At 40.2% G+C, this 25,455-nt stretch carries 26 protein-coding genes; 16 read left to right on the top strand and 10 right to left on the bottom strand.

Annotation, left to right across the window (positions count from 1 at the left end):
- Positions 1-14: 14 nt before the first annotated feature.
- The 5 genes from E2R53_RS13825 to E2R53_RS23310 all read left to right on the top strand — a co-directional run bounded on the left by E2R53_RS13825 (position 15) and on the right by E2R53_RS23310 (position 3,369).
- Complete coding sequence (locus E2R53_RS13825; RefSeq protein ID WP_133312359.1) at positions 15-566, top strand: AAA family ATPase; 552 nt, start codon at positions 15-17, stop codon at positions 564-566.
- 102 nt (positions 567-668) lie between these two features.
- The gene (locus E2R53_RS13820; RefSeq protein WP_133312358.1) at positions 669-1,079 is read left to right on the top strand and encodes a tetratricopeptide repeat protein; all 411 of its coding nucleotides are present in this window, start codon (positions 669-671) and stop codon (positions 1,077-1,079) included.
- 170 nt (positions 1,080-1,249) lie between these two features.
- Positions 1,250-1,828 (top strand): hypothetical protein, encoded by a 579-nt coding sequence (locus E2R53_RS13815; RefSeq protein WP_133312357.1) that lies wholly within the window; start codon positions 1,250-1,252, stop codon positions 1,826-1,828.
- Positions 1,829-2,386: 558 nt separating this feature from the next.
- Positions 2,387-2,899 carry a hypothetical protein gene (locus tag E2R53_RS13810; protein ID WP_133312356.1) on the top strand — a complete coding sequence of 171 codons (513 nt, stop codon included), beginning with the start codon at positions 2,387-2,389 and terminating at the stop codon, positions 2,897-2,899.
- A 305-nt stretch (positions 2,900-3,204) separates the two neighbouring features.
- The gene (locus tag E2R53_RS23310) at positions 3,205-3,369 is read left to right on the top strand and encodes a hypothetical protein (RefSeq protein ID WP_165970988.1); all 165 of its coding nucleotides are present in this window, start codon (positions 3,205-3,207) and stop codon (positions 3,367-3,369) included.
- Positions 3,370-4,026: 657 nt separating this feature from the next.
- Here the strand turns inward: E2R53_RS23310 and E2R53_RS13800 are convergent.
- Complete coding sequence (locus tag E2R53_RS13800) at positions 4,027-4,857, bottom strand: STAS domain-containing protein (protein ID WP_133312354.1); 831 nt, start codon at positions 4,855-4,857, stop codon at positions 4,027-4,029.
- Positions 4,858-4,995: 138 nt separating this feature from the next.
- On the opposite strand from E2R53_RS13800, the gene E2R53_RS13795 reads away from it, so the two are divergent.
- Together E2R53_RS13795 and E2R53_RS13790 are read left to right on the top strand one after the other, a co-directional pair.
- Positions 4,996-5,487, top strand: coding sequence for a CBO0543 family protein (locus E2R53_RS13795; protein ID WP_133312353.1), 492 nt, complete (start codon positions 4,996-4,998; stop codon positions 5,485-5,487).
- Complete coding sequence (locus E2R53_RS13790) at positions 5,480-5,947, top strand: CBO0543 family protein (protein ID WP_133312352.1); 468 nt, start codon at positions 5,480-5,482, stop codon at positions 5,945-5,947. Before E2R53_RS13795 ends, E2R53_RS13790 begins: the two co-directional genes overlap by 8 nt.
- Before the next feature lie 41 nt (positions 5,948-5,988).
- On the opposite strand, the gene E2R53_RS13785 is transcribed toward E2R53_RS13790, so the two are convergent.
- The 6 genes from E2R53_RS13785 to E2R53_RS13760 form a co-directional block, all read right to left on the bottom strand.
- The gene (locus tag E2R53_RS13785; protein WP_133312351.1) at positions 5,989-7,311 is read right to left on the bottom strand and encodes a 6-phospho-beta-glucosidase; all 1,323 of its coding nucleotides are present in this window, start codon (positions 7,309-7,311) and stop codon (positions 5,989-5,991) included.
- Between the two features lie 2 nt (positions 7,312-7,313).
- Positions 7,314-7,634, bottom strand: coding sequence for a PTS lactose/cellobiose transporter subunit IIA (locus E2R53_RS13780; RefSeq protein WP_133312350.1), 321 nt, complete (start codon positions 7,632-7,634; stop codon positions 7,314-7,316).
- A 12-nt stretch (positions 7,635-7,646) separates the two neighbouring features.
- Entirely contained in the window at positions 7,647-8,963 is a 1,317-nt protein-coding gene (gene celB / locus E2R53_RS13775; protein WP_133312349.1) for a PTS cellobiose transporter subunit IIC, read from the bottom strand.
- 5 nt (positions 8,964-8,968) lie between these two features.
- Complete coding sequence (locus tag E2R53_RS13770) at positions 8,969-9,283, bottom strand: PTS sugar transporter subunit IIB (protein ID WP_133312348.1); 315 nt, start codon at positions 9,281-9,283, stop codon at positions 8,969-8,971.
- 394 nt (positions 9,284-9,677) lie between these two features.
- Entirely contained in the window at positions 9,678-10,106 is a 429-nt protein-coding gene (locus tag E2R53_RS13765) for a hypothetical protein (RefSeq protein ID WP_286166203.1), read from the bottom strand.
- 38 nt (positions 10,107-10,144) lie between these two features.
- Positions 10,145-11,476 (bottom strand): 5'-deoxyadenosine deaminase, encoded by a 1,332-nt coding sequence (locus E2R53_RS13760; RefSeq protein ID WP_133312347.1) that lies wholly within the window; start codon positions 11,474-11,476, stop codon positions 10,145-10,147.
- Between the two features lie 210 nt (positions 11,477-11,686).
- Here E2R53_RS13760 and E2R53_RS13755 point away from each other — a divergent pair, with 210 nt between their 5' ends.
- The gene (locus E2R53_RS13755; protein ID WP_070875820.1) at positions 11,687-11,905 is read left to right on the top strand and encodes a Rok-like winged helix domain-containing protein; all 219 of its coding nucleotides are present in this window, start codon (positions 11,687-11,689) and stop codon (positions 11,903-11,905) included.
- 178 nt (positions 11,906-12,083) lie between these two features.
- Here E2R53_RS13755 and E2R53_RS13750 read toward each other — a convergent pair whose 3' ends face one another.
- On the bottom strand, positions 12,084-13,499 hold the full coding sequence (locus tag E2R53_RS13750) for a TerD family protein (protein WP_133312346.1): 1,416 nt from the start codon (positions 13,497-13,499) through the stop codon (positions 12,084-12,086).
- A gap of 216 nt (positions 13,500-13,715) precedes the next feature.
- Here E2R53_RS13750 and fabF point away from each other — a divergent pair, with 216 nt between their 5' ends.
- Complete coding sequence (gene fabF, locus E2R53_RS13745; RefSeq protein ID WP_133312345.1) at positions 13,716-14,951, top strand: beta-ketoacyl-ACP synthase II; 1,236 nt, start codon at positions 13,716-13,718, stop codon at positions 14,949-14,951.
- A gap of 30 nt (positions 14,952-14,981) precedes the next feature.
- On the opposite strand, the gene E2R53_RS13740 is transcribed toward fabF, so the two are convergent.
- On the bottom strand, positions 14,982-15,914 hold the full coding sequence (locus tag E2R53_RS13740) for an NAD(P)/FAD-dependent oxidoreductase (protein ID WP_133312344.1): 933 nt from the start codon (positions 15,912-15,914) through the stop codon (positions 14,982-14,984).
- A gap of 346 nt (positions 15,915-16,260) precedes the next feature.
- Here E2R53_RS13740 and E2R53_RS13735 point away from each other — a divergent pair, with 346 nt between their 5' ends.
- The gene (locus E2R53_RS13735; RefSeq protein WP_133312343.1) at positions 16,261-17,379 is read left to right on the top strand and encodes an acyltransferase; all 1,119 of its coding nucleotides are present in this window, start codon (positions 16,261-16,263) and stop codon (positions 17,377-17,379) included.
- A gap of 136 nt (positions 17,380-17,515) precedes the next feature.
- On the opposite strand, the gene E2R53_RS13730 is transcribed toward E2R53_RS13735, so the two are convergent.
- The gene (locus E2R53_RS13730) at positions 17,516-18,547 is read right to left on the bottom strand and encodes an FUSC family protein (protein WP_133312342.1); all 1,032 of its coding nucleotides are present in this window, start codon (positions 18,545-18,547) and stop codon (positions 17,516-17,518) included.
- Between the two features lie 271 nt (positions 18,548-18,818).
- Here E2R53_RS13730 and E2R53_RS13725 point away from each other — a divergent pair, with 271 nt between their 5' ends.
- The 6 genes from E2R53_RS13725 to E2R53_RS13700 all read left to right on the top strand — a co-directional run bounded on the left by E2R53_RS13725 (position 18,819) and on the right by E2R53_RS13700 (position 25,455).
- Positions 18,819-19,700: a sulfite exporter TauE/SafE family protein gene (locus E2R53_RS13725; protein ID WP_133312341.1), complete on the top strand. Its 882-nt coding sequence runs from the start codon at positions 18,819-18,821 to the stop codon at positions 19,698-19,700.
- A 574-nt stretch (positions 19,701-20,274) separates the two neighbouring features.
- The gene (locus E2R53_RS13720) at positions 20,275-21,069 is read left to right on the top strand and encodes a 3D domain-containing protein (protein WP_133312340.1); all 795 of its coding nucleotides are present in this window, start codon (positions 20,275-20,277) and stop codon (positions 21,067-21,069) included.
- Positions 21,070-21,236: 167 nt separating this feature from the next.
- The gene (locus E2R53_RS13715) at positions 21,237-22,088 is read left to right on the top strand and encodes a MurR/RpiR family transcriptional regulator (RefSeq protein ID WP_133312339.1); all 852 of its coding nucleotides are present in this window, start codon (positions 21,237-21,239) and stop codon (positions 22,086-22,088) included.
- Between the two features lie 24 nt (positions 22,089-22,112).
- Positions 22,113-23,492: a YjiH family protein gene (locus tag E2R53_RS13710; RefSeq protein ID WP_133312338.1), complete on the top strand. Its 1,380-nt coding sequence runs from the start codon at positions 22,113-22,115 to the stop codon at positions 23,490-23,492.
- Positions 23,493-23,508: 16 nt separating this feature from the next.
- On the top strand, positions 23,509-24,627 hold the full coding sequence (locus tag E2R53_RS13705; RefSeq protein ID WP_133312337.1) for an amidohydrolase: 1,119 nt from the start codon (positions 23,509-23,511) through the stop codon (positions 24,625-24,627).
- An 18-nt stretch (positions 24,628-24,645) separates the two neighbouring features.
- Positions 24,646-25,455, top strand: a complete 810-nt coding sequence (locus E2R53_RS13700; RefSeq protein WP_133312336.1) for a GNAT family N-acetyltransferase — start codon at positions 24,646-24,648, stop codon at positions 25,453-25,455.

Here is a 25,455-nt window from a genome sequence, read left to right as displayed (position 1 = left end):
GGGGGTTTTTAATAATGACAATAAGACCAAAAGTCATATCAATTGCAGCTGTATCTGGTGGGGGAAAAACTACAATAACAAAGAAATTAGGACATAAATTGAAGAATTCAAAAGAATTGTTCTTTGATGATTATGACTTTGAAGATTCACCAGAAGATTTAATTAAATGGGTAAAAGAAGGAGCTGATTACAACCTATGGAATTTAGAACCTATGCTCTCAGATATTAATTCTTTAATAAATTCTAATGAAGCTCCTTCTTTCATATTACTTGACTATCCTTTTTCATATAAGAATGCCAGAATGCAAAAATTTATTGATCTATCTATTTATATTGACACTCCTTTAGATGTAGCAATGGCTAGGCGTTTACTTAGGGATTACGATGAAACTCGTATTACAGATATACATAATGATTTAAATTTTTATCTGGATTATGGAAGAGTAGCTTACTTAGAAATGGAAACTAATATAAAAACCAATTCCGACATAATACTAGATGGCACACTTCCCTCTGATAAGATAGTTGAGCAGATTGTTGAAATAATTAGAGATAGAGGATTATAGAGTGCCTATTCAACAATCCGGGGCGATTGTCCAATAAGAGTAGTCGCTTTTTAACAAACGGAGCAGGTAGCTTTAGAAAACTTCCCCCTTGGAGGATTAATTATGGGAATCTTCTCTCTGATAAAACCACTTAAAAAGTATAAGGATTATGTATATAAAGCTGGTACATATGAAATTTTGTTTTTAAAAAGGAAAGCTATAAAAGTGATGAGCCTTGCCACTGAGCAAAATTTTAGCAAGGAAGAATTATCAAGTGGTCTAATTTATCTCGGACTGTTATATTCCTCTTCAAAAGAATATCAAAAGGCATCAGATTGTTATAATAAAGCATTGGAATTAATGAAAAATGAAAACTTTAAATATAGTGGTAATTTTAAAAAGATAATCCAGACGTTTATCAAAAATGGAGAGCAGCAAAAGGCACAATATTGGCTGGATAATCTGCTTCAACGCCAGAATTATGATAAGAATTATAAAAAGCTGGCAGCACTTCAAAAAAAGGAAAACCATTAATCAGGAATAACTGATGAACTCCCTTCAATGGAATAATCGATCTTCAACAATCGGGGGCAATTGCTGCAAAGTGGATCGCCTTTTCTTATTGAGGAATTGGGCCATATAATTTAATAAGCCGTTAAGTTAAGCTAAAATAAAGAGTATATAGTTCTTGAAGGAGTTTAATTATGTTTGAAATAAAGACTTTCTTAGGGTCACATAGTTATGATAATACTGACCCTTTTTATTCAAAAAATCCTGAAGCGAAGTATGTATCCTTAGATGACTCTTTAAAATTAAGAGAATATATTGACCATAGGAAATTCACTCCTGAACATATTCAAATGCTTATTACGATTAAATACAAGAATCAGATTGTGGTAGGAATTGATGCTCCAAGTGGTTTAGATTTATGGGAAGCTAGTTATATGGTTGCGATGGATCATTATTTAGAGGAGAAGAAGGTAGAGATCATGTACGGTATAGACCCAATCTTAATGAAATTGAATTCCATAGACAGCAATTTATTGGAATTCACTATCATGGATGAATGGAAAGCTGTTGAGGTTTATGCCACAGCTGTATTGCCAGAAAAAGAGTTCTTAGTAGCCATTTTAGATGGAGCAGAACACTTTTGGAAAACATTGATCGATTATAAGGTGTTTGAGGAAAAAGAGATAAGAGAAACAACACCAAAAGAATATCCAAAACTTATGATTGAAGAAATTGAAAAATTGAGAGAGAAAATAAAAGCCTTGTTGAACTAAACTAAGGTATAGTGATCTTCAATAATCGGGCACTTATCTGTAATAAGGTAAGTGTCCTTTTTAGTGAAATAAAAATGTTGAGTTCATCACCTGATTTTGAAATAATTGGTATTAAGCAATCGGGCAGGTTAGTTGAACAAGAGTGAAAGGTAACATCATTTTATTGAGGGGTGAGATTTATGGGCTTTTGGTATTTCTTAATATTGTTTGTAGGAATATTTTTAGTTGTTAAAGGGCTACGTGGGAATAAAAAAATCAGCTTGATAATTGTAGGACTTTTATGTACTGCGTTCTCAATATTTATGTTTTCTCCAGGGAGTGCTGAAATCATTTCGGAATTGTTTAATTTGGATTAGAGTGAACACCTACTGTTGATTTTCGCTAACGGAGGCGTTTGCTGAACAAGCAGCCGACTTTTATTCAAGTAAAGGGCAGTTTAACGGAATAAGCTGATTCAAAAATTCTTCTACATAAGGTCCAGATAATGGAATAAGGTTAATTGATCTGGCAGGTTCAGTTTTGTATGGTAAAATATAGAAAAAAGGAGGTCTTCATTAAATGAAAAAAATTGTTACTACAATTTTAATCCTTTTCCTAACAGCGTGTAATGGTAATGGTGCTGTTGAACAATTAAAAGATGAATACCCAAAAGTAAAAGAAGTTGCTGATCAGCTTTCTGAAAGTGTTCAAGAAAAATTAGGAGCTCCTAGTGAATTGCCGTTTAAACCCAAAAATGTTGTTTTAACCTACGCAGGAGATCCTCCTGAAGATCCGAAGGGAGATATTGTTCATACGGAGTTTATATATGGTGACGGAGTTGGCGTTAATCTTCATATCACCACTCATCACAATAAAAATACATCTTGGTCTTCTGATGATAAACAATTCAAGACTGTTAAATTAAAGAACGGCACTAAGGCATTAATTGAAAGTGATAATAAAAATACCAAACAAATTCGATGGAAAAAAGACGGTTTATATTATTCAATTATGCTGATAAAATCGGACAAAATTGAGAAGGAATACACGATTGAAGATGTAGTTAAAACAGCCGATTCAATGGAGTATTAAGTAAGAAATGCAAAAGTCCCCATAATTAGGTGGCTTTTTTTATTCAGCAATTGAGGGTGAATGGAAGTAAAGGGAAGGATTGCTGAACAATATGACATATGAAAAAATAGAGTTGGTGGGTGTGAATGTGAACAAGTTTATTGATGATTTGTCTGGTGCAATCTATGATTTCATTAAGTTTATTTTCAAAAGTATATGTTACCTTTTAGCTGGAATATTAATTGTCGGAGTACCGCTTTATGCAATCGCATTTGCTTTTAGGTTATTCCATTAAAGGGGGCAATTCTTTAAGAAGGAGAAGAATAATGAATATAGGTCAACTACTTATAGCAGCAGCAGTAACAGCAACTGTGATGACTTTTATGAGTGAAGGATTAGATAGGTGGGAAAGAGTAGCTCTTTATCTAGGAACATTTTTCATAACTTTATTTATAGCAAAGCTGATTCAAAAGGTTAGAGCCGAAAAATGAGTAATTTCCTTATGATCTAAAAAAAATTTACTTAGTTCCTTCCTTATTTAAGAATCGGGGGCGATTGTAGAGGAAAATCGTCCTTTACCAAAGAATGTAGGGAAGTTACAATTATTTCTCTAGTCTTTTATATTTTATGTAATTGTTATATGGAATGGGGCACATCAATATTGAACAACATAAAGTATTTTACACTTCAATTCATTCTATTTACCATAATAATAGCTGTTAGTTTTTTTGCAGACGAATATATTGGTAAACCGTTTACTTATGTTGATTTAACAGCAATATTTATACTTGTACTTATTATAATACCTAGTGTAAACGTATATGATAAGATCAAAAAACATTTAAGACCTGTTAAATTAATATATAAAATTTCATTTTCTACGATAGCTGTTATTTTAGCCACCATATTTATTGGGATATTGACTGAAGAAATACTTCTATAATCTCCCTTTAGTAATAATACTTCTTCAACAATCGGGGGCTTTAATTGAAGAATTGCCATAAAAAAATGGTCAGAGGCACATCAGCCAATGACCATTTTTAATGCAAATATAATTGTTTTTTCTGCTACAAATAACTCTACCATTTTGTTTGTTTATTAGAAGTTTGTACTTCAAAACAGAACCCGTTACGTGCTGCACGTCTTTTTTAATTCTCTTTATATAAAAACTTTAATGCGTGTTTAAGCTGCCCGAAGGTACCAAGGTTTCCGAAGTCGATTCCGAGCTGGATTGAGGTTTGCGCGATTTCTGGACGAATGCCTGTTATCGTGACTTCGATGCCAAGTAAATTCATCATTTGAATCATTTTAAATAGCTGGCCCGCAACCATTGTATCTATTAGTAGAACGCCGGACATATCTATTACAATATGGCTTAAATTCAGCTGCTCGGCTTTTTTAATGGCGCTCTCTGAAATAAGCATGGCCCTGTGGGTATCAATATCGCCAACGATCGGCAGTATGCCTATTTCATCTGAAATGGGAATGATGGGGGTTGTTAATTTATAGATCATGGTTTTATGTGCTTCCATTCTTGCTTCTGACACCTGATGATAGTAGCGGGTAAAGAGTTCGATTGCATGATCAAAAGCAGAGTGGATGTTTTTGCTCCAATGAAGAATATCCTCTGAAGTAATTTCATCTTTATGAATGGAGATATAGGATTCAACGGTATCCCAAAAGATCACCCTAAATCGTCTGAATTGCTGAATCGAACGGTAAAGAGGTGTTTCAGACATTGCCCGCTTTGTTGCAATTTCCTGTGCCCAGCTGCTGACGCGATCTGCTGATGGATCTTCCAGAAGATTGACGATTGTATCAATGAAATGCTGATTTTGCTCCCGAATTTCTTCTATTACATCTTCTGGAGCATCTATCGAATAGACGGACACGGGTTCGTGTGTTCTGGATTCCAGCCAGCGGGCTGTCATCTTCTCTGATTGTTCCCTTAAGAAATCATGGAGCGCCTTTGTTTTCATGAACGTCTCTCCCATATAAAAGATATGACCTATGTACAATCACTTTATCATAAAAAAATCCAACATCCTATTCCCTCTCACATAATTTTCTGTATTTGAACCGATAGTAATAAAAAAATGGAAATGGGAAAAGAAATTATGATCATAGAAAGATGGATTATAGCAGGTGCGATTGTGCTCAGTATTTTATTAATCTGGAAATCCGTCCCGAAAGAGAGGGCCAGAGAAGCCTGGGTGCCCTTTCTTTCAATGAGTTCACTGACATGGGCAGCCGGTTTATTTGTCGTCGAAAAGGGATGGATTTATTATCCTGTTCAACTTTTCAGCAAGGAGAATCAGGTAAATGAATCGAGCTTTACCTTTGAGTTTTTTTTGTTCCCGGTACTGGCCATTTTGTTTAGTCTTTATTATCCGTCATCCAAAAAAATTTATAGTAAGTGGCTCTATGCAATCGTCTTCTCTGGGGTTTTTACTTTTGCTGAAGTCATTCTTGAAAAGTACACAGATTCTGTGGTATATGATGAATGGAAATGGTACTGGACATTCTTCTCAGTGATGCTTGCCCTGATGGTGAATCATCAATATTTCATGTGGTTTAAAAAAGGACTAAAGGGTGAAAATCATGCGTGAGATCCTTGTTCTACTTTCACTTTGGGGATTGGCCATTTTATTGCTTATGTGGAAAATCCCAAAAAACAAACGGCGAGATGCGCAAATTGTCCTTTTATTTTCACAATCGGTTGGCTGGCTGTTTGTTTATATTCAAACACTGTCGGGAAGAATGAAATTTCCTTTCAGGGAATTTCCAGATGCTACAAAAATGAGCTTCACCCTGTATTATCTTTTTTATCCGGCCATCGGAGTCTTGTTTATTCTTGGTTTTCCTAAGAAGGGTTTTTGGCGCAAATTTCTTTATTTTTCTTTATCCGCATTCGGCATTCAGTTATCAGCGTGGCTGCTTGCTGAATATACAGATTTGATGGAGTATACCAGGTACAGCTGGCTGTTGACTTTTCTGGTTAATTTTATGATCTTGGTGATTATCCGGATTTTTTACGTTTGGTTTCAGAAGGGATTTACATTTGATTAGAATAATTAAAGAACCGGCCAAGGTTGCTGGCCGGTTCTCTTTCATTTGAAAAATTGGGGAAGATGTTCCTTATGAGCTTCAAGCATCTCATCAAGTATTTTTTTTCCAGTAGCATCGGATGCTACTAGAGGATTAATCGTCATTGCGAGCAAAGCTGTGCTGTAATCTCCAGTAACGGCTGCCTCTGCTGCTACACGTTCAAACGATTTGATTTGCTGGACAAGACCGCGCACAGCAACAGGCAAATCACCGATGGCAAGCGGTTTAGGACCATCCTTTGTAATAACAGAGCTGATTTCAATCGCAGAATCATGGGGAAGACTGGCAATCGCTCCATTATTCATTGTATTTACGGGCTGAATGTCCCGTCTGTCTGTATAGATGGAGTGAATCAGCCTAACAGCAGCATCACTGTAATAGGCACCGCCTCGTTTTTCCAGCTGCGGGGGCTTGATTGAAAGCTCCTCATCTTGATAGAGTTCAAACAGCTCATCCTCCAGCTTTTTTACCACTTCTGCACGAGTGCCTGTGGTTTCGGCACTTTTTATCTCTTTTTCAACCATTTCCCTCGTTTTGTAATAATACTGATGGTAAGGACACGGGAATACGTTCAGAGCTTTTAAAAATTCAGGCTCCCATCCGAGCGCCACAATATTCTGCATGGTGACGGATTGCCCGGGATCTGTAATCAGATCTATCACTTTCTGCTTAACACTGATGCCGTCTAAATAGACATCAAGTCCGTATACCATATGATTTAAGCCTGCAAAATCAATCCGTACCCGGTGATGTTCAACATTTAATAGCTTAGCCACACCCATTTCCATCCCAATCGGAACGTTGCAAAGACCGACAACCTTGCGGATATTGCTGTATCTCAGCACAGCCTCTGTTACCATTCCGGCTGGATTTGTAAAATTAATCAGCCAGGCATCGGGACAATGAGACTCCATTTCCCTGCAGATGTCCAGGATAACAGGAATGGTGCGCAGTCCTTTAAACAATCCCCCAGGACCATTTGTTTCCTGGCCAAGTACTCCGTATTTCAGCGGAATTCGTTCGTCTTTTGCCCGGGCCTCTAATAGTCCTACCCGAAATTGGGTTGTAACAAAATCTGCGTTTTCCAATGCTTCCTGCCTATTAAGAGTCAGGTGAATAGAGATTGGTACATTTGCTTTTTCGACCATGCGCTTTGCGAGGCTGCCGACAATCTCTAATTTCCTTTTTCCTTCAGGAACATCTGCAAGCCATATCTCTGAAACGGGAAGTTCATCAAAGCGTTTTATAAAACCTTCAATCAGTTCAGGAGTATAAGATGAACCCCCGCCAATCGTCGCGACCTTTAATCCTTTTTTTGTCGTCAAGCTTACACCTTCTTTGTCTGCTGATAAATTTCAACGATTTCGGCAGCAAGGTCTTTAACGGCCATTGCAGTCATTAAGTGATCCTGCGCATGAACAAGGATGATAGGGAGATCGTACTTTTCACCGCCCGCTTCTTTTTGAATCAGCTCTGTTTGAAACCGGTGAGCTTTGACGAACTCCTTATCCGCTTCCTCAAGTTTTTCAAAAGCATGATCAAATTTTCCTTTTTTGCACGCCTGTATTGCTTCCATCGCAAGGCTTCTTGCATTGCCGCTATGGGCGATCAAATGGAAGGAAAGCTCATAAAGCTGTTCTTTATTCATAGAATCCCTCCATTAAGAAGCAGCTTGATTTTCTTCGCTGAATTTTTGTTTATCCCACATGCGGAAGAAAGGATAATAGATAAAGAAGGCAATCAGCATATTAATCAGCTGCATAATGAGCCCCGATATCTTTCCTCCAGTAGCCAAGTATCCGCCAAAGAGCGGAGGCATTGTCCAAGGAACACCGATTCCCGCTGGCTTAGCAACAAGTCCAGTTGTCATGCAAATGTAAGTTGCGATTGTAATCGCAATTGGTGTTAAGATAAAAGGAATAATCAGCAGCGGATTCATGACAATCGGCATACCAAACGTGACCGGTTCATTAATGTTGAACACACCCGGACCTATGGACAGCCGCCCAAGCTGCTTCATCTGCTGGCTTTTTGCAAGGAAGAGCATACAGAAGACCAGTGAAAGCGTGGCACCGGATCCGCCAATATAGACGAAAAGGTCAAAGAACTGCTGAGTGAAGATATTCGGCAGGGCTTCTCCAGCTTGAAAAGCAACCCTGTTTTCATCCATGGAAGTGAGCCAAATCGGTCCCATGACTCCGCCGACGATGCTTGCTCCGTGAAGTCCTGTGGACCAGAGAAGCTGAATCAGGATAACGGCGACAAGACTGCCGATCAAACTACCGCCAAGGACGCCAAGCGGTTTACCGAGAAGAATGCTGACCACATTATGAAGACTTTCAAAGGACGTATTTTCAACCAGTAAACGCAAAAGCCACACAGTAGTAAGAATAAAGAATCCAGGGATAAGCGCAATAAACGATCGGCTTACAGCAGGGGGAACACCGTCTGGCATTTTAATAACCAGGTTTTTCTGAATGACGAATCGGAAGATTTCAGTTGATAGGATGGCAAGAAGCATCGCCACAAATAGTCCTTTGCTTCCCATTAAAGCGGAAGGAATGGCACCTCCGACCATAACAGCTTCTGATGCACCTTCTGCAAGAAATGGAACTTGATAGGGAGTTGCTAAGAGGAATGCTGCTACTGAGACCGCACCAGCTGTAAGCGCATCAACTCCATACTTTTCAGCGAGACGGTAGGCAATCCCGAATGAGGCTATCAGTGCCATGATGTCAAATGTAGCACCTACAGGATAAAGAAGCTTTGTCAGCCACTCGTCCCCAAACAAACTGGCCATGAACTCTGGATATCCTTTAATCGGAAGAAATCCGAGAATTAAAAACACAGAACCGATAATAATGAGCGGCATAGTAAGAATAATTCCATCCCTTAAAGCCTGAAGATGCCGCTGTCCTGCAACTTTGGCTGCAGCCACCATAAATTTTTCCTCAAAGAAGCGATTGACCTTTCCCATCCGAGTCACCCCTTAGCTGAATTAATAAGCCCATACGCGAAATTCAGTACTTCTTTTCCATTGCATGTTCCATAATGGAGCATATTGATGGAATCTACCGGAATGCCGCGTTCCTGCCCCTTTGTCTTTAATTGCGGCAGCAAATAGCGGACTTGCGGTCCAACAAGCAGGACATCCGCCTGATCCAAATGCTTGTTTACTTCACTGGCGCCTACAGCCCATATCCTGCAATCAAGCCCTTGCTCCTTCGCGCTTGCCTCCATTTTGGAAACAAGCAGGCTTGTTGACATCCCGGCAGCACAGCATAATAAAATATTCACCTTACCAGCCCCTCCTTTTGTAAGCGATTTCATAAGTTGTTCAAAAAAATAAACGAGCTTAATAATAGGTATGGAGAATTTTTTGAAATATGTATAAGCAGGCGACGGAAAAATAGAAAAATAAAGTTGGACAGGCTATCTGGCATGGGGAGAAATCTAAATTTGAGTAATGGTGATAGAACGGTAATTACATCGAATAAAACGTATAAAGAAAAACTGATAACCATATTAAAGAATCGGTTTAAGTTTAAATAGAAACTGAAAGGCTATTTTGGTAGATCTTGTTTTTAAAACCTTAAGTGGAGCGGAAAGGAACGAACAACATTTATCATGTAAAACAACAATCTATGCGTAAACAGCCTAAAAAAAAGAGCTTCTCAGCCTGAGAGCTCTTTTACAAATCAACATTTTTATTTTTGTCCCTTTTGAAAATACTTCTGAAGATCAAGAAGACAATGATGAGTGCGATATAAATTAAGAACATGGCGACAAATCCCCAAAGTCCTACAATAGCATCAATAAATTCCATATTTCCTCTATTAGTCAGGGCCTGCTGAATCTCAATTCCAAATACGAGAACAAACATAAATGTCAGAGTATATAAGAATGAAAGAGCAGTAATGCCGAATGGCAGCTTTGACAGCCATTTGGATAAAAGGTAGATGAACACGAATACACCCATTCCGATGATGCCCATAATCCAAAAATGCAAGTCTTTATCTGTCACGTTCAGTCCAAGCGTCTCGTAGGCAGCCGCATTGATCATGTCGTGTATATTATTAACGATTTCAGCTAGAAGCTTAATAAAATCTTTCAGAATCATTCACTCATTTCTATTAGGTGATGACTCTATTATACATCCTAAGTCAATGCCGCTCTTTTCAGCAGGCGATGAATGGAGTTGTTGGCTTCCCGTAAAATGATTTCCTTATCCATAGTTTTCATGATGCGGTTTTCCATCACGATTTTTCCATTGATGATCGTTGTCTCAACATCTCCGCGTCCTGCGGAGTAGACAATTCGCGAGATGGGGTCAGAATCTTGAGAAGGATATGTATGGAACTGATTGAGATTCAGAATCGCCATATCTGCCTTTTTTCCAACCTCAAGGCTGCCGATTTCTTTTTCTAATCCCACGGCCTTAGCTCCGCCGATCGTCGCCATCTGAAAAACGGTTTTCGCATCCATGGCAGCAGGACCATGAATCGGCTTTTGAAGGAGGGCAGCAAGCCTCATTTCTTGAAACATATCAAGATTATTGTTGCAGGGAGCACCATCCGCTCCAAGGCTTAAGCTCACATTCATATCGAGGAGTCCCTTTGTATCTGCCACACCGGATGCAAGCTTAAGGTTTGAACCGGGGCAATGGCTGACGTGGACGCCCCGTTCTTTAATAATCCGCTTCTCATTGTCATCAAGCCAGACGCAATGGGCAAGGATCAGGCGTTCATTCGCAAGGCCGAGATGATCTAAATAGACAATGTTTCTCATGCCTGTTTCTTCAAGAACGACCTTAATTTCGTCTTGATTTTCAGAAGCGTGTGTATGAACTTTCACATCGTGTTTAAACGATAGCTCTCTTACTTCCTTTAAAAGCTGTTCTGTGCAGGAAATAACAAATCTCGGAGAAAAAGCATAACGGATTCTGCCGTTATCGTGCAAATTCCATTTCTCCAGTAAATCTACACTTTCCTGAATAGAGGACTCCGTTTTCTCTCTAAGACCTGAAGGCACATCAAATCCACTATCCATCATGACTTTGCCTGATAACGCGCGTATTCCGCTTGCGGCAATAGCCTGAAAAGCAAAATCGGTATGGTGAACGGTTTCCATGTCAACAATGGTTGTCGTGCCGCTTTGAATCAATTCTCCAATCCCAAGCATTGCCGAATAAAACACAGATTCTCCGTCATGGGATGCTTCTAGAGGCCAAATTCTTTTTTTCAGCCAATCCAATAATTCTAAATCGTCTCCTCTGCCGCGGAAGAGTGTCTGGCATAAATGAATATGTGTTTGAACAAACCCGGGAATAATGGTCCTGCTGGAAGCATCAATAATTTTTCCGGCAGGATTCTGCAGATTTAGGCCAATCGCTGCAATCAGGCCATCTTTAATAAAAAGATCTCCTGTGAAAATGTCATTCTGTTCATTCATTGTAATGATTTGTGCATTTTTAATAAGAAGAGAGTCCATTGAAAACCTCCGCCCGAAAAAGTGACATGCATCATTATATGCAGATTTCTGAATGGGAATTTTATGAAAATCGAAGTCATAAAAAGTTAATATAGGAATATAGTAATTATACGAATCAACGCTTTAACGTTTTAAAACGTTGTAGATTTAAGGGGGATTTCCAAGTAAAATAGATAAAATAGGAATTTTATCAGAAAGGGATGGAGAACTGTGAGATATACAAAAAAAGAGTCTAATGAATTGATTGCAGCTGCTTTTCACCTTTTAAGGAACCGAAAAGTAGCTACTCCCAAACAAATTGCAGATGATCTGGAAGCTCAGACAGGCAAACGGGTATCGTCTCCCTCCGCATTTATGGTAAAGGTCATTGAACGCTATCCTTCTGTCGTAAAACCAAGAAGAGGGGTTTATATGATCAGGGAAGGATAAATTTTTTTCTGATTTTCTCTTATTCTACTATAGAAAAATCGTAAGTACTTCAAGTGTGTGAGAAAATGTAACAGCCTTTTTTCATAAAAAAGAACCCCTGATTGATTCAGGGGTTCCATTTTTATGAGATAAGCAGATATAAAATTTTGCGTTTCAATGTCTGGCGCTTCCGCTTTTCTTATGAAAGAAATTCATTTGGATTTAATCCAAGTTCATTGCAGATATCAGCTACCACTCTTTGCTCATTGTGATCGAAATGGCCGTCAGCATAGCCGATTGCGATGCAGTAGCGTGCTACAAGTCTGGCAATTTCAGGCTTTGACCTGACTCTGCCAAGTGCTTTAAATGCTTCAGCACGGCCAATCATAGGGTCCCTTTCGATTCGCTGTACATATAAATTGAATTGCTGTATGACTTTATTTGTATCAAAAACGCGCAATTCCTCGCTCTGATTCACAAATTCCATCATTTTTTGACGCTCTGCCGGATCTAATCTACCATCTGCCATTCCTACTAGTGCGCATGCAGAAACAACGGCTTCGAGCACATCCTGGCTTTTATACTTCTGGAACAATTCCATTGCTTTTCTTTTTTGCTGATTGGCCCAATCTGCATAGTCTGTCTGATTTGGAGACCATGAATTTCCGCAGCTGTTGCATGTGAACTTCAGCTTGTTTTTTCCGATGAATCCGCCAAGCAGGCCGACAGGACCGAGTATTAAACCGCCGACAGCCGCTTTTCCAAGACCAAATCCTTTTTCTCCAGTTCTGACATTCGTTGAGTGACAGCGGGTGCAGCTGATGTTTTCGCCGCTGTATGTCTGTGATCCCTGGGAATGAGGCTGTGAATAGGACCCGCTTGTTTGCCCAAATGCCGGCTGCCCATAAGATGGATTCTGCTGACTATAGGACGGACTTTGCTGTCCAAATGCCTGATTCTGCTGACCGTATGATGGAGCAGGCTGCGCCTGGCTTTGCTGAAATCCTTGGGAATGAATGCCTGCCGCAGGTGCCGGCTCATCATCAACAGTTACTCCGAAATTCCGGCAAAGTGCCGCAAGTCCGCCCTGGAAGCCGCTTGCAATTGCATTGAATTTCCATTCGCCGTTATGGCGGTAAAGCTCTGCTGCCACAATCGCTGTTTCAACAGTGAAGTCTCTGCCAAGATTAAAGCGAAGAAGCTCTTCATTATTAAGTGGATTAAAAATTCGGACATACGCATTTTGAACTTGTCCAAAGTTTTGCTGCTTCATTTGTGCATCATGAATCGTAATGGTAAAGGCAATACGGTGGATGGACTGAGGGACAGCCGTTAAATTAATCTGAATTTGTTCATCATCCTGGTGTCCTGCACCTGTGCGATTATCACCAGTGTATAGAATCGAGCCATTTCCGCCGGAAGGATTATTGTAAAAAACGAAGTCAAGATCACTGTTTACTTTGCCGGACTGTCCAAGCAAGAAAGAAGAGGCATCGAGGTCGTAATTAGCCCCATGCTGACTCACATCCCATCCTAATCCTACAATGACATTCTGAAGACCGGGGTTGGATTTAGTTAAATCAACTTTTTGACCTTTGCTGAGCGTAACACCCATTCAATTGTTCACTCCTTAGGTAATTTTTTCCGCAGAAAAAAGATTTCTATAATATGTAAAATCAGTAAATTTTCTTACTAATTAAATACTAAGTCTTTTAAACTATTTTTTCAATGATTAGCTGGCATTTCTTTAAAGAGAGAAGATTGGTGGAAAGAGCCTGATGCTTGATGATAGAATATCTTTACATAACCATTTTCAGGGAGGCGATTAAGGGTGAAAAAAAGAGTTGTTGTAACAGGTCTTGGAGCTGTCACGCCGGTTGGCGGTACAGCTGAAGAAAGCTTTGATCGTATTAAAAAGGGGATAAGCGGAATTGGACCCTTATCTCATATCGATTCTAGTATTTATAACGTGAAAGTTGCTGCAGAAGTAAAAGATTTTAAACCCGAAGAGTACATGGATATGAAAGAAGCACGCAGAATGGGCAGGTTTACACAGCTCGCTGTAGCTGCAAGCAAAATGGCCGTCCGGGATGCAGATCTGATCATTGATGAAAAGAATGCAGCCAGAGTCGGAGTCTGGATTGGTTCAGGCATCGGCGGTTTAGGCGAGTTTGAAGAGCAGCACATTAAATTTTTGGACAAGGGAGTAAGACGGGTCAGTCCCTTTATTATTCCAATGCTGATTCCTGATCTCGCAGCAGGGAGAGTTTCCATTGAGCTTGGTGCGAAAGGAATTAATTCTTGTACTGTTACTGCCTGTGCGAGCGGCGCGAATTCAATTGGCGATGCCTTTAAAGTGATCCAGCGCGGAGATGCTGATGTAATGATTACAGGTGGAACAGAAGCAGCCATAACTCCGATGACGGTTGCCGGATTTTCTAACATGACAGCTTTGTCTGATAACCCTGATCCGCTAACAGCCTCAAGGCCTTTTGATAAAAACAGAAACGGATTTGTCATTGGAGAGGGAGCAGGTATTTTAATCCTTGAAGAGCTTGACCACGCACTGGCCAGGGGCGCAGAAATTTACGGTGAAATTGCAGGGTATGGAGCAACGGGTGATGCTTTCCATATTACTACACCTGCACCAGAAGGCGAAGGCGGTCAGCGTTCCATGCTGATGGCGATTGAGGATGCAAAACTGAAGCCTGCTGACGTCGATTACATTAATGCCCATGGAACAAGCACTCATTATAACGATCTTTACGAGACACAGGCCATCAAAGCGGTATTCGGCAGCCATGCCTATAAGCTTCCGATTTCTTCAACAAAATCCATGACGGGTCATCTGCTCGGGGCAGCCGGTGCAATCGAAGCTATTTTTTCTGTAATGGCGATCAGAGATAAGGTCATTCCGCCTACAATCAATTATGAGACAGCTGATCCAGAGCTTGATTTGGACTATGTTCCGAATGAAGCAAGAAATCAAGAGCTGAACGTTGTACTAAGCAATTCACTTGGATTTGGCGGTCATAATGCGTCGCTGATTTTTAAAAAATATAAATAAATAGAAGAAAGCCGGCCGATGAGCCGGCTTTTAATCTGCCTGATGTGAAATGGTGCGATTACCTTCAAGCAAACTCTTGTGAATCCATATCGCTGCCTGACAGCCATCCCCCATTGCGATTGTGACTTGTTCGGAATGAACACCGATATCCCCCGCAGCCCAGACATACTGTATACTCGTCTCTTTAGTTCGGGGATTCACCACTACATGCTTGTTCTGGAGTCTTTCTGCTCCAAGCATTCCTGCTAATTCAGAGTGAACGGTATTGCCTCCAAATGCAGTAAATGCCCGTTCGCCGTCAATCTTTCTTCCGTCTGACAGTTTGACTCCTATAAACTCAGAAGGGGCTTTCACTAAAACAGAAGCAATAGCTTCCTCCACGCAGACAATTCCTTTCTCAAACAATTTCGTTTTTATCTCCTCCGGCACCTTTTCTTTTTCATGGTTGATATAAGTAAGATCGCTTGTCCAATATGTAAGAGTAAGAGCGAGATTTGCTCCAGCTGTTCCTGAACCAAGTATCAATGTCTTTTTTTTCTGCACCTCATAGCCGTCACAGTCAGGGCAGACATAGATGCTGATCCCAAGACATGGCAGAAGATTTGGCAAATCAGGCAGGCGATCCGTCAATCCGGTTGCCAGTAAAATTCTCATTGCCTTATGCTTTTCACCATTTGCTGTTTCGACATGAAAGATAGAACCAGCTTTCTTGACTCCTGTTACACGGCCATTCAAAAAATGAACACCTGACTTTTCAGCCTGCTCTTTACCAAGCTTCCGAAGCGTTTGACCGCTAACACCCTCAGGCCATCCTAAAATATTATGGTAACTTCTGCATAGGGTAGAACGGCCTGAACCGGAATCAATCACAAGAACCTTGCGATTATATCGTCCGAGCTGTATAGCTGCCTGCAGTCCTGCGATACCTGCGCCAATGATAATGCATTCATAAGGATCTTTCATTTAAGTAACACGCCTTTGTCTGAGAAGATAATGTTAGGTTATGTTAATTTCGAAATGTGATTCTTAAGATCCAGCAGCAATAAGAACATTTCTTTCTATTTCCATAAAATAGAATATCCGCCAAAGATTAATGACTATTCAACTAACTTTTTCAGCGGCTGTTTCTATAGGTATAAAAACTAACATAGTGCTATCAATAGATAAAGCGCTTACATTATGTGCTGCTGAATCAAATGTCCCTGGGGTCGGTTCGATACGAAAGAACGCGTTTTTACAAAAAGCACCACTTGTTTCGGGATTCAATCTAAACTAAGATGTGACCTAGAATAAAGGGAGGGGAAAATGAATGTCTGCTCATTCTGCAGGTGCTGCAAGTTCAAAAAGCAGAAATTACATTTTTGAGATCCATTTTTTAAGGGCCTTTGCCTGCATCGCAGTGGTCGGAGTACATGTAACTGCGACACAATATTATGCCAATGAGCAAACATGGCATTGGTTTACTTATTTTATTAATCAGTTAGGCAGGTTTGGTACAACAGCATTCGCTGTCATCAGCGGGTTTCTTCTTTTTTATCAAGTAAAGAGGAAAGGGTTCGAAATGGGAAGCTTTCTAAAGTCACGCTTTTCTAAGATTCTGATTCCCTTTCTGATCTGGAGTTTGGTTTATCGTTTTTTGATTTATGTTTATGATCAGCAGTCTTTCGGAGATCTTGGTTCAGAATTAACGAAGATTCTTAGGGGAGAAGCTTTTTATCACCTCTATTTCGTAGCCATTGTGGTTCAGTTTTATTTTATTTTTCCATTTATACAAAAGCTGTTTCGGACAAAGGCGCTAATGATTGTCTTTGCATTTCTTGCTCTCATCATCAGTTATCAATTATTTGGATTTAATCCGGAAATTGAAGGGGCTATTGGTGAGTTTTTAGCAAGCAAAACGTTTATGCCGATCTGGATATTCTATTTTGCATTTGGCGGAGTTCTTGCGTATTTCTGGGATGAAATTGTCCGTTTTGCAACGAAGCGGCCGCGGCAAATGCTTGCTGTTGCCCTGCTCGTTTCTGCAGGTGCAGTCGTAGAGTACAGGGTGACTGGACAAGTATCTAACCGGAGGCTGACAAACTTAATTAATCTTCCGCTTCTGTGCATTGCTACGATCGGTATATATCCGCTGCTTTCAAAGTGGAATGTGATCAATAAGCCATTGAAGCTGATTGGACAATATTCAATGGGAATTTATCTGATTCATCCGATGATCCTGTATCTTTTTGCAAATCATCTGCCGGATCATTATTGGACAGTATCTAATGTTCCTCTGATGTTTCTAGCCGTCATGCTGATTGCAGTCACATTTATCCGAATTCTGCAGTTTATACCGCATAGCGGTTATATCATACCTGTTCCTAAAATCAAAAAAACAAAGCGCAGTTCTCAGGCGTTATCTGAGAAAAGAGTACAATCTGCTTAAGGTTAATATGAAAAGTCCGGCGAAAAGCCGGACTTTTTTTGTATTGTCCAAAATTACATCATTCATATTGAACAGCAAGAAATGATCATGTATGATATGAAATTTTAAATGGCCGAGCTTAGAATGGGTCAGCTACTTACTGACTGACAGCTTTTTTCACAAATCTGTCCACAAGCTGATCAAGACGCTGCAGTTGGAAAGCATATTCATAAATAGCTGAAGCAACAACAGTTAAACGCTGATTTTCGAGCTTTTCAGAATCAGATTCCATCATTTGAATCAGGAAAATTCTGCTTTCCCTGATTAACGTGTCATCTTCAAACTGATCATTGGCCTTGATTTTGCCCTCATATTTAAAGAGGAGATATTCATGCCATTTAATTAATTGTTCAATCTGGGAATCAAATAATTGATCGTCAACCGTCGTGCTGCGGCTTTGAAAGTAATGTTCTTCAATGACTTTTAAGACATCAGCTGCCTGCTGGATCGTTTTCAGCATTTGTTTAAAAACGACAAGCTCCCTGACGTTCACTGGATTTACCTTTGCCATTTTTTCCCGTTCTTCGTCAAAAATTTCGTATAGATCCTCAAGCTTCTGAAGCTCGCTTCTAAATTCCTTTTGCTTTTCCTGAAAATATTTCTCGGTTAATTCATCTGAGATGGCTGTCCTCATCAATAAGGACATGGTTTCAAAAACCGATTGAACTTTAGTAAAGTAATTTTCTTTATACTTTGGCGGAAATATGAGCAGATTAACAAAAAATGCAGAGGCTATGCCTATTAATATGATTAAGAATCGATTCCAGACAAATAAAATGTCTTCATTGCCGGGAGCACTCATAATGGCCAGAACCGTTACTAAAGTCAGCGATATGGTCGCTTCCATTTTGAGCTTTAAGCTGATTAAAATGACTGAAATCACAACAACCCCAGTCACAATCGGATTACTGCCGAAAAAGAAAATAGCAAATAGAGCAAGCAAGGCTCCAAGTGTGTTCGCCTGAAGCTGATCAAGCACTTGCTTCCATGTCCGGTAAATGGATGGCTGAATAGTAAATATAGCTGCAACACCTGCAAAAACCGAAGGCTCAAGCTGAAAGACAGAGCAGATAAATAATGCAAGTGTAACGGATAATCCTGTCTTTAAAACTCTGGGTCCTAGTATCAAAGGGGGAGACACTCCGTTTCTTAAGAGATAAATCTTGTTTTTCATTTAGTTTATCAGATTTTTTTAATCAAAGAAAAAGTTGGTGCAATTTGGTGAAAAGATCATCAAAAATATAAATTCAAGAACAGAAAATTATTCCTTGTAAACACATAGGAATTATGTATAATAAAATTACATATGAATATTTCTAATAATCAGACTGATTGGATAACCAAAGGTCCTTAACATTTTGTTAAGGACCTTTTTTGTTTCCAAAGGGGGAGGAATTGTTTTGAGAAAGTTAATTATTTTTGCTTTCATCGGTTTTTTGGCTCAGCTTATTGATGGGTCTTTGGGAATGGCCTACGGCGTGACATCAACAACGCTGCTGCTGACATTCGGCATTGCACCGGCAGTTGCTTCTGCTTCAGTTCATTTGGCAGAAGTCGTTACGACTGCGGCATCAGGAGCATCTCATATTAAATTTGGGAATGTCGATAAGCAGGCAGTGTACAAATTAATTATTCCGGGATCGATTGGTGCATTTGCAGGTGCTTGTTTTCTCAGCAACTTGCCCGGAGATCTGGCTAAACCATTTATAGCTATATTTCTTTTAGTATTAGGTCTGTATGTTCTGCTGCGCTTTTTGTTTCATCATGAAGCACAGCAGCAAAGTGAAACCATTCCTCTAACCCGGAAAAAATCCATCCCGCTTGGATTAATTGCAGGCTTTGCAGATGCAACTGGCGGAGGAGGATGGGGACCGATTGCAACTCCGGTGCTTCTGTCTCAGAAAGGAACGTCTGCACGAAAGGTTGTGGGCACCGTTGATACGAGTGAGTTTGCGATTGCTGTTTCTGCGACACTTGGATTTTTCATTTCACTCGGATGGGAACAGGTAAACTGGTATTGGGTTGCGGCACTCATGATTGGAGGAATTGTCGCAGCTCCGATTGCGGCATGGCTTGTCAAAAAACTGCCGGCCTATCTGCTTGGTGTCCTTGTTGGAGGATTTATTGTTCTGACAAATTCAAGAACTCTGCTTACGACTTGGGCTGTTGACACTTCTGCAGTGCCATTTGTATATGGCTTTATTTTAATTGGATGGGCACTTGCAGTTGGATATGCTGTGAGGAGGAACCGGTTGAAGGCGGAGGAAGCGATCAGTCTTTAGAAAAATGGAAAACCCCTTGATCAAAAATCAAGGGGTTTCTCGTGTATTATAGAGAACAAAAAACTCTCACGCAAAAAGAAAACGTTTAAGATAGGAATTGTACAAATGAAGCGACCAGTAAAGAGCCTGTAATTCCAAAAATAAGATCTTGTTTTGTCATATCCATCTTCTTTAATAATTTACCCATGATTGATTACCCCTTTGTGCCTTTTATAAATAAGACGATTTTCATTTTTGAATGGTTTCAATGCAATTAAAATAAATGAGGTGCTTTTCTTTTCTTTATCTATTAACTATAGAAAAACAGAAACGGTACTTTTCAAATTCCCCAAGTAACGGAAATCCAAACTGGGCTAATATAACGAAACATTATAGTAGGAAGGTGAAAAAATAACTAGAATATAAGATTTTTTTTAAAGAAAACAAGGAATAAAGTGGGAATTTTCAGTTTTTTAGTAAGGTTATTGTTATAGCGCTGTTACAATTGTAATAGATTTATTATCTCGCTGTTTTTTACAAGCCTCCTTTTTGTGATAACATGGGAACCATCGTAATTGCTGAAGGAGGAAAAAAAATGAAAAAAACTATCTTTTCATTAGCGGCTGTAGCCGCACTAACAACTACAGCAGGATTTAGCGCACAGGCAGAAGAGGTCGTAGTGGATAAAGGAGACACTCTTTGGAGCCTATCTCAAGAACATAAGGTTTCAGTAGATGATATTAAAAACTGGAACAACTTATCATCAGACATAATAATTGCAGACAATACATTAAAGATATCAGATGAAGAAGTATATACAGTTGTTTCAGGCGATACGCTTTGGAGCATTGCAGAGAAATTTGACGCAAGTGTAGGGCATATTTCTGAGAAAAATGGGTTATCAGGAGATATTATTCATCCTGGTCAAGAGCTTGTGATCTACAGTGACGCTGACAATGCATCAGAACCAGCGCCTGCTCCGGCTCCAGAACCAAAGCCGGAAGCTAAACCTGAGCCAAAACCAGAACCGAAGGATCAAAACCCTTCTGTGGATGAAGCTTCTGCAAGTGCAGTCTCAGAAAACGACGTAGAAGGTGTTGCGAAAGAAGTAACAGTTACTGCTACAGCTTACACAGCTTTTTGTGAAGGCTGCTCAGGGACAACTGCTACAGGTGTTGATTTAAGAGCAAACCCTGATAAGAAAGTAATCGCTGTAGATCCTAACGTGATTCCGCTTGGATCTAAGGTATATGTTGAAGGCTACGGCTATGCAACAGCAGAAGATACTGGCGGTGCTATTAAAGGAAACCGCATTGATGTCTTCATTCCAACAGAAGATGCAGCAATGGCATTCGGTAAGAGAGAATTAAATGTGAAGGTTTTAAATTAATAGATTAGCAGATTGATAAAGTGCGGCAGATCTCCCAAAAGGAAATCTGCCGTATTTTTTTACGGGTTAATTTCAGAATAATAAAATAATGGTTGAATATGAAGGATAAAATTTACTATAATATAAAAAATGAAGTTTTTCCTGCATGCGAATAAAAAGGAGCCGACATGAAATCAAAATCAATCTCACAAATTATTAAAGAAACCTATTCTTCTTTGTCGCAAGGACAGAAAAAAGCAGCTGAATTTCTTACTCTTCATAAGGATGAAGGAGCGTTGCTTACTGCTTTTCAATTAGGGAAAAAAGCGGGTGTGAGTGAGACGACTGTCATTCGTCTGGCCTATGCATTAGGTTTTAAAGGCTATTCAGACATGCAGGAGGCCGTGCGCAGGGACTGGCTGGAAAAAAAACAGCCGGCAGAAGAAATTCCTTCACTCACACAAGAACAGCAGGAAAAGAACTTATTCAGCAGGATTATTGATAAAGAAGCATCTGTTTTAAAGCAATTATTATTGCAAATCGATGAGGATGAAATTTGGAAGGCAGTGGATCATTTAATTCAGTCAGACCATATTTACATTGGCGGGTTTGGGAGTTCCTACGGAGCTGCCTACTGGCTGCATTACACCCTAAAGCAATATAGGGGAAATGTAATGATATCAAGCCCGGATGGATTCTCCCTTGAAGAAATTCACGATCTGAATCAGCATTCTGCTGTGATCATTTTCTCTTTTCCAAGATACCGAAAAGAAGCCCTTGAGCTTGCAAAATGCTCACAAGCACAAGGGGCAAAGGTGATAGCCATTACAAATAGGCAGCTATCTCCTGTTGGACAGCTTGCCGAGATCGCGCTGACAACTGAGGAAAAGGCAGATTCGGGTCATCATTCCATAGCCTCTGTCGTCAGTTTATTGGAAGTGATTATGGAGGGTGTTAAACATCGGGACCGCGACAGAATCAGCATTCGACAGCAAACATTAGAACAGCTTTATACGGATCAGGGGTTATTTTTAGAGTGAAAACATACATGGGGGTGGGTCTAGATGAATGGAGTGCCGAAATTAAATGAAAAAGCAGAGTTCAAAACGTTTCATGCAGGAGACATTTTAACATTCTTGATTCCTTCACTGATTGGAATCTTCTTATTTATATTGCCAATCATGACGGAAGACGGGATGACCATTCCGGTTGCTTTTTTAGCCGGACAGATTAACTCGTACATAGGTGATTTTATTCCTGCTATTACTGTTTTAATTATGGTTCTTTCCACAGCAGGATCACTTGCTGCTGCAGTCATGAAGCCGAAATTTATAACAGAAAGTTCTTATTTAAATACGCTGCTGAACGTCAGCCGGTTTTGGCTGATGGCGAGAGTTCTCGGAACCGTTTTTGCGGTTATCACCTTCTATAAGATAGGATCTGAAATAATCTTTTCAGAGAATACAGGAGGTCTTTTAATCTATGATTTGATCCCGATTCTCTTTTCTACATTTTTATTAGCAGGGCTGCTGCTGCCGCTTCTATTAAACTTTGGATTGCTGGAGTTTTTTGGAGCTCTGTTTTTAAAAATCATGAGACCTGTGTTTACGCTCCCTGGCCGAGCTTCACTTGACTGCCTGGCTTCATGGGTAGGGGATGCGACAATTGGGGTTCTTTTAACAACAAAGCAATATGAGGAAGGGTATTATACAAAGCGTGAAGCCGTAGTTATTGCGACAACTTTTTCTGTTGTTTCCATCACGTTTACAATCGTTGTTATTAACTATTTGAAATTAGAACAGTATTTTCTTCATTATTATGGAACGATTGTTGTTGCGGGACTTGCTGCCGCTCTCATCATGCCGCGCATACCGCCGCTTTCAAGAAAAGCCGATACTGGCTATGAAAAAACGGATCTTAAAGAAGAAACTGAAATGCTGCCTGACATTTCCATCTTCAAATGGGGATTTCAGCAAGCTGTATCTAAAGCAAAAAAGAATGACGGACCTCGTGCTGTATTAAGAGAGGGAGTTCAAAATGTCGCTGATATGTGGTTTGGGGTGTTGCCGATCGTGATGGCTATTGGTACGGTGGCGCTGGTTGTTGCGGAATTCACTCCATTTTTTACGTATTTGGGAAAACCTTTTGAGCCGATTCTAACTTTAATGCAAGTGCCAGAAGCGGATAAAGCAGCTCAAACTATGGTGGTCGGATTTGCGGATATGTTTTTGCCGGCAGTAATCGGCAGCGGGATTGAAAGCGAAATGACAAGATTTATTATTGCATGTGTATCTGTTACGCAGCTTATTTACATGTCTGAAGTAGGCGGTTTACTGCTTGGTTCAAAGCTTCCGGTCACTATTTTTGATTTGATTCTGATTTTCTTAATCCGAACGTTAATTACACTGCCTATTATAGTAGTATTCGCTCATATGATATTTTGATAGGAGGCAAGACAGGATGAACTTTGCAGACGAACATAAGGAAGAAATTCTAAAAACTTACCAGGAACTGCATCAGCTTGCCGAGCCCAGTTGGGAGGAAGAAAAAACCTCACAGTATTTAAAAGAAAAACTAGTGAATGCAGGCTTCAAGGTCCAAACCTATGAAGGGCATTTCGGTTTTACCGCAGATCTTGAAGGGGAGAAATCGAATATTATCGCTCTCAGGGCAGATATGGATGCCCTGGTTCAGGAAGTAGACGGCGAGATTAAGCCTAACCACTCATGCGGCCACGATGCACATAGTACAATGGTTCTGTTTACTGCACTGGCTCTTTCAAAACAGAAGCTGAAGCATACGGTCCGCTTTATCTTTCAGCCGGCAGAAGAAAAAGCGGCAGGTGCCCTTAAAATGATTGAGGAAAACGTACTTCAGAATGTGAAATTTCTTGCCGGCATCCATGTGCGCCCAGTGATGGAAATTCCTTTTGGAAAAGCCGCACCCGTTATTCTGCATAGTTCAACTGCAAGTATAAAAGGAGTTATAAAAGGGGTACCTGCTCACGCTGCAAGACCAGAACTAGGAATTAATCCGCTTGAAGCCTCAGCCCTGTTAATCGGGGCGATACGCCAAATACGCTTGAATGCAGCTGATCATTATTCAATTAAAATAACGGAACTGCATGGGGGAGAAGCCTCCAATTCCATCCCTGAGAAAGCTCGCTTTACCCTTGATTTGAGAGCTGAATCGATTGACACGATGGACATGCTTCTTAAGAAAGCGGAGCATACGATTTCAAAGATCGGAGAGTTAACCGAAACAGAAATCACTTCAAAGGTAGAGGAATATTCACCGGCAGCGGTAAAGAATACTACTGCGATTGAGATTGCACGAAAAGCGATCACCTCCATTCTCGGCGAAGAGAATGCTGAAGAGGCCTGTGTATCTCCCGGGGCAGAGGATTTTCATTTTTACACCGCAAAAAATCCAGGAATTGCAGCGACAATGATCGGACTTGGCTGCGGATTAAAGCCAGGTTTGCATCACCCGAAGATGCAGTTTAATCAAGAAGCTTTAATTTATGGCACAAAGATTTTAACACAAATGGTACTGGAGGCAGATCAGCAGCCATGGTAAATATGGAGGAGAGATTTTTTGAAAAAAGAAGTGCAGGAATCATTGATTATCCGCAATCTTCAATCGGTTCATGAATTGGAAGAAGTCAAGCGTCTTGAAGCAATGATCTGGAGCATGGAGGATGCTGTGCCTGTGAATCAAAGTGTTGCTGCAGTGAAAAACGGCGGCTTTATTCTGGGGGCATTTTTTCAATCGGAGCTCATTGGATTTCAATACAGCTTTCCGGGGTTTGACGGGAAAAAAGTGTATCTCGTATCCCACAGTTTAGGCATCCATCCGGATTACCGCAAATTTGGAATCGGAGAAAAACTGAAAATCGCTCAAAAAGAAACAGCACTGGAGATGGGATATGACCTGATCACCTGGACTTACGATCCGCTGGAAACCGTCAACGGAAATCTGAACTTACATAAGCTTGGAGCTATTGCCACGGAGTATATTCCTAATGTTTACGGTGAAATGGCGGATAATTTGAATGCCGGGATCCCGACAGATCGTTTTTTGGTCGAATGGCATTTGAATGAGCCAACTAGATCATATTCGAAAGAAGCAACTATTCCATATGCTCTTTATATATGTGAGAAAGACGATTTTCCTTTTCCGGAGAGAACAGACCTGACACTGAATAGTCCGCATATTTTCGTCCCCGTGCCTGGACAATTTCAGGAAATCAAAAAGACAGATTTCAAGCTTGCTAAACAATGGAGAGAGAAAACAAGTGAAGTGTTTACCCATTATTTGAGTCAGGGTTTTGCAGTCTCCGATTTAGTGAGAGACAATCAGCACCCTGGGCAATACCTATACCTCTTAGTGAAAGGGGAAGGATGA

This window comes from Peribacillus frigoritolerans (assembly GCF_004358755.1).
Taxonomy (GTDB): domain Bacteria; phylum Bacillota; class Bacilli; order Bacillales; family Bacillaceae; genus Bacillus_P.
The sequence above is the reverse complement of the archived record's forward strand: the minus strand, read 5'-3'. Positions and strand labels throughout refer to the sequence as shown.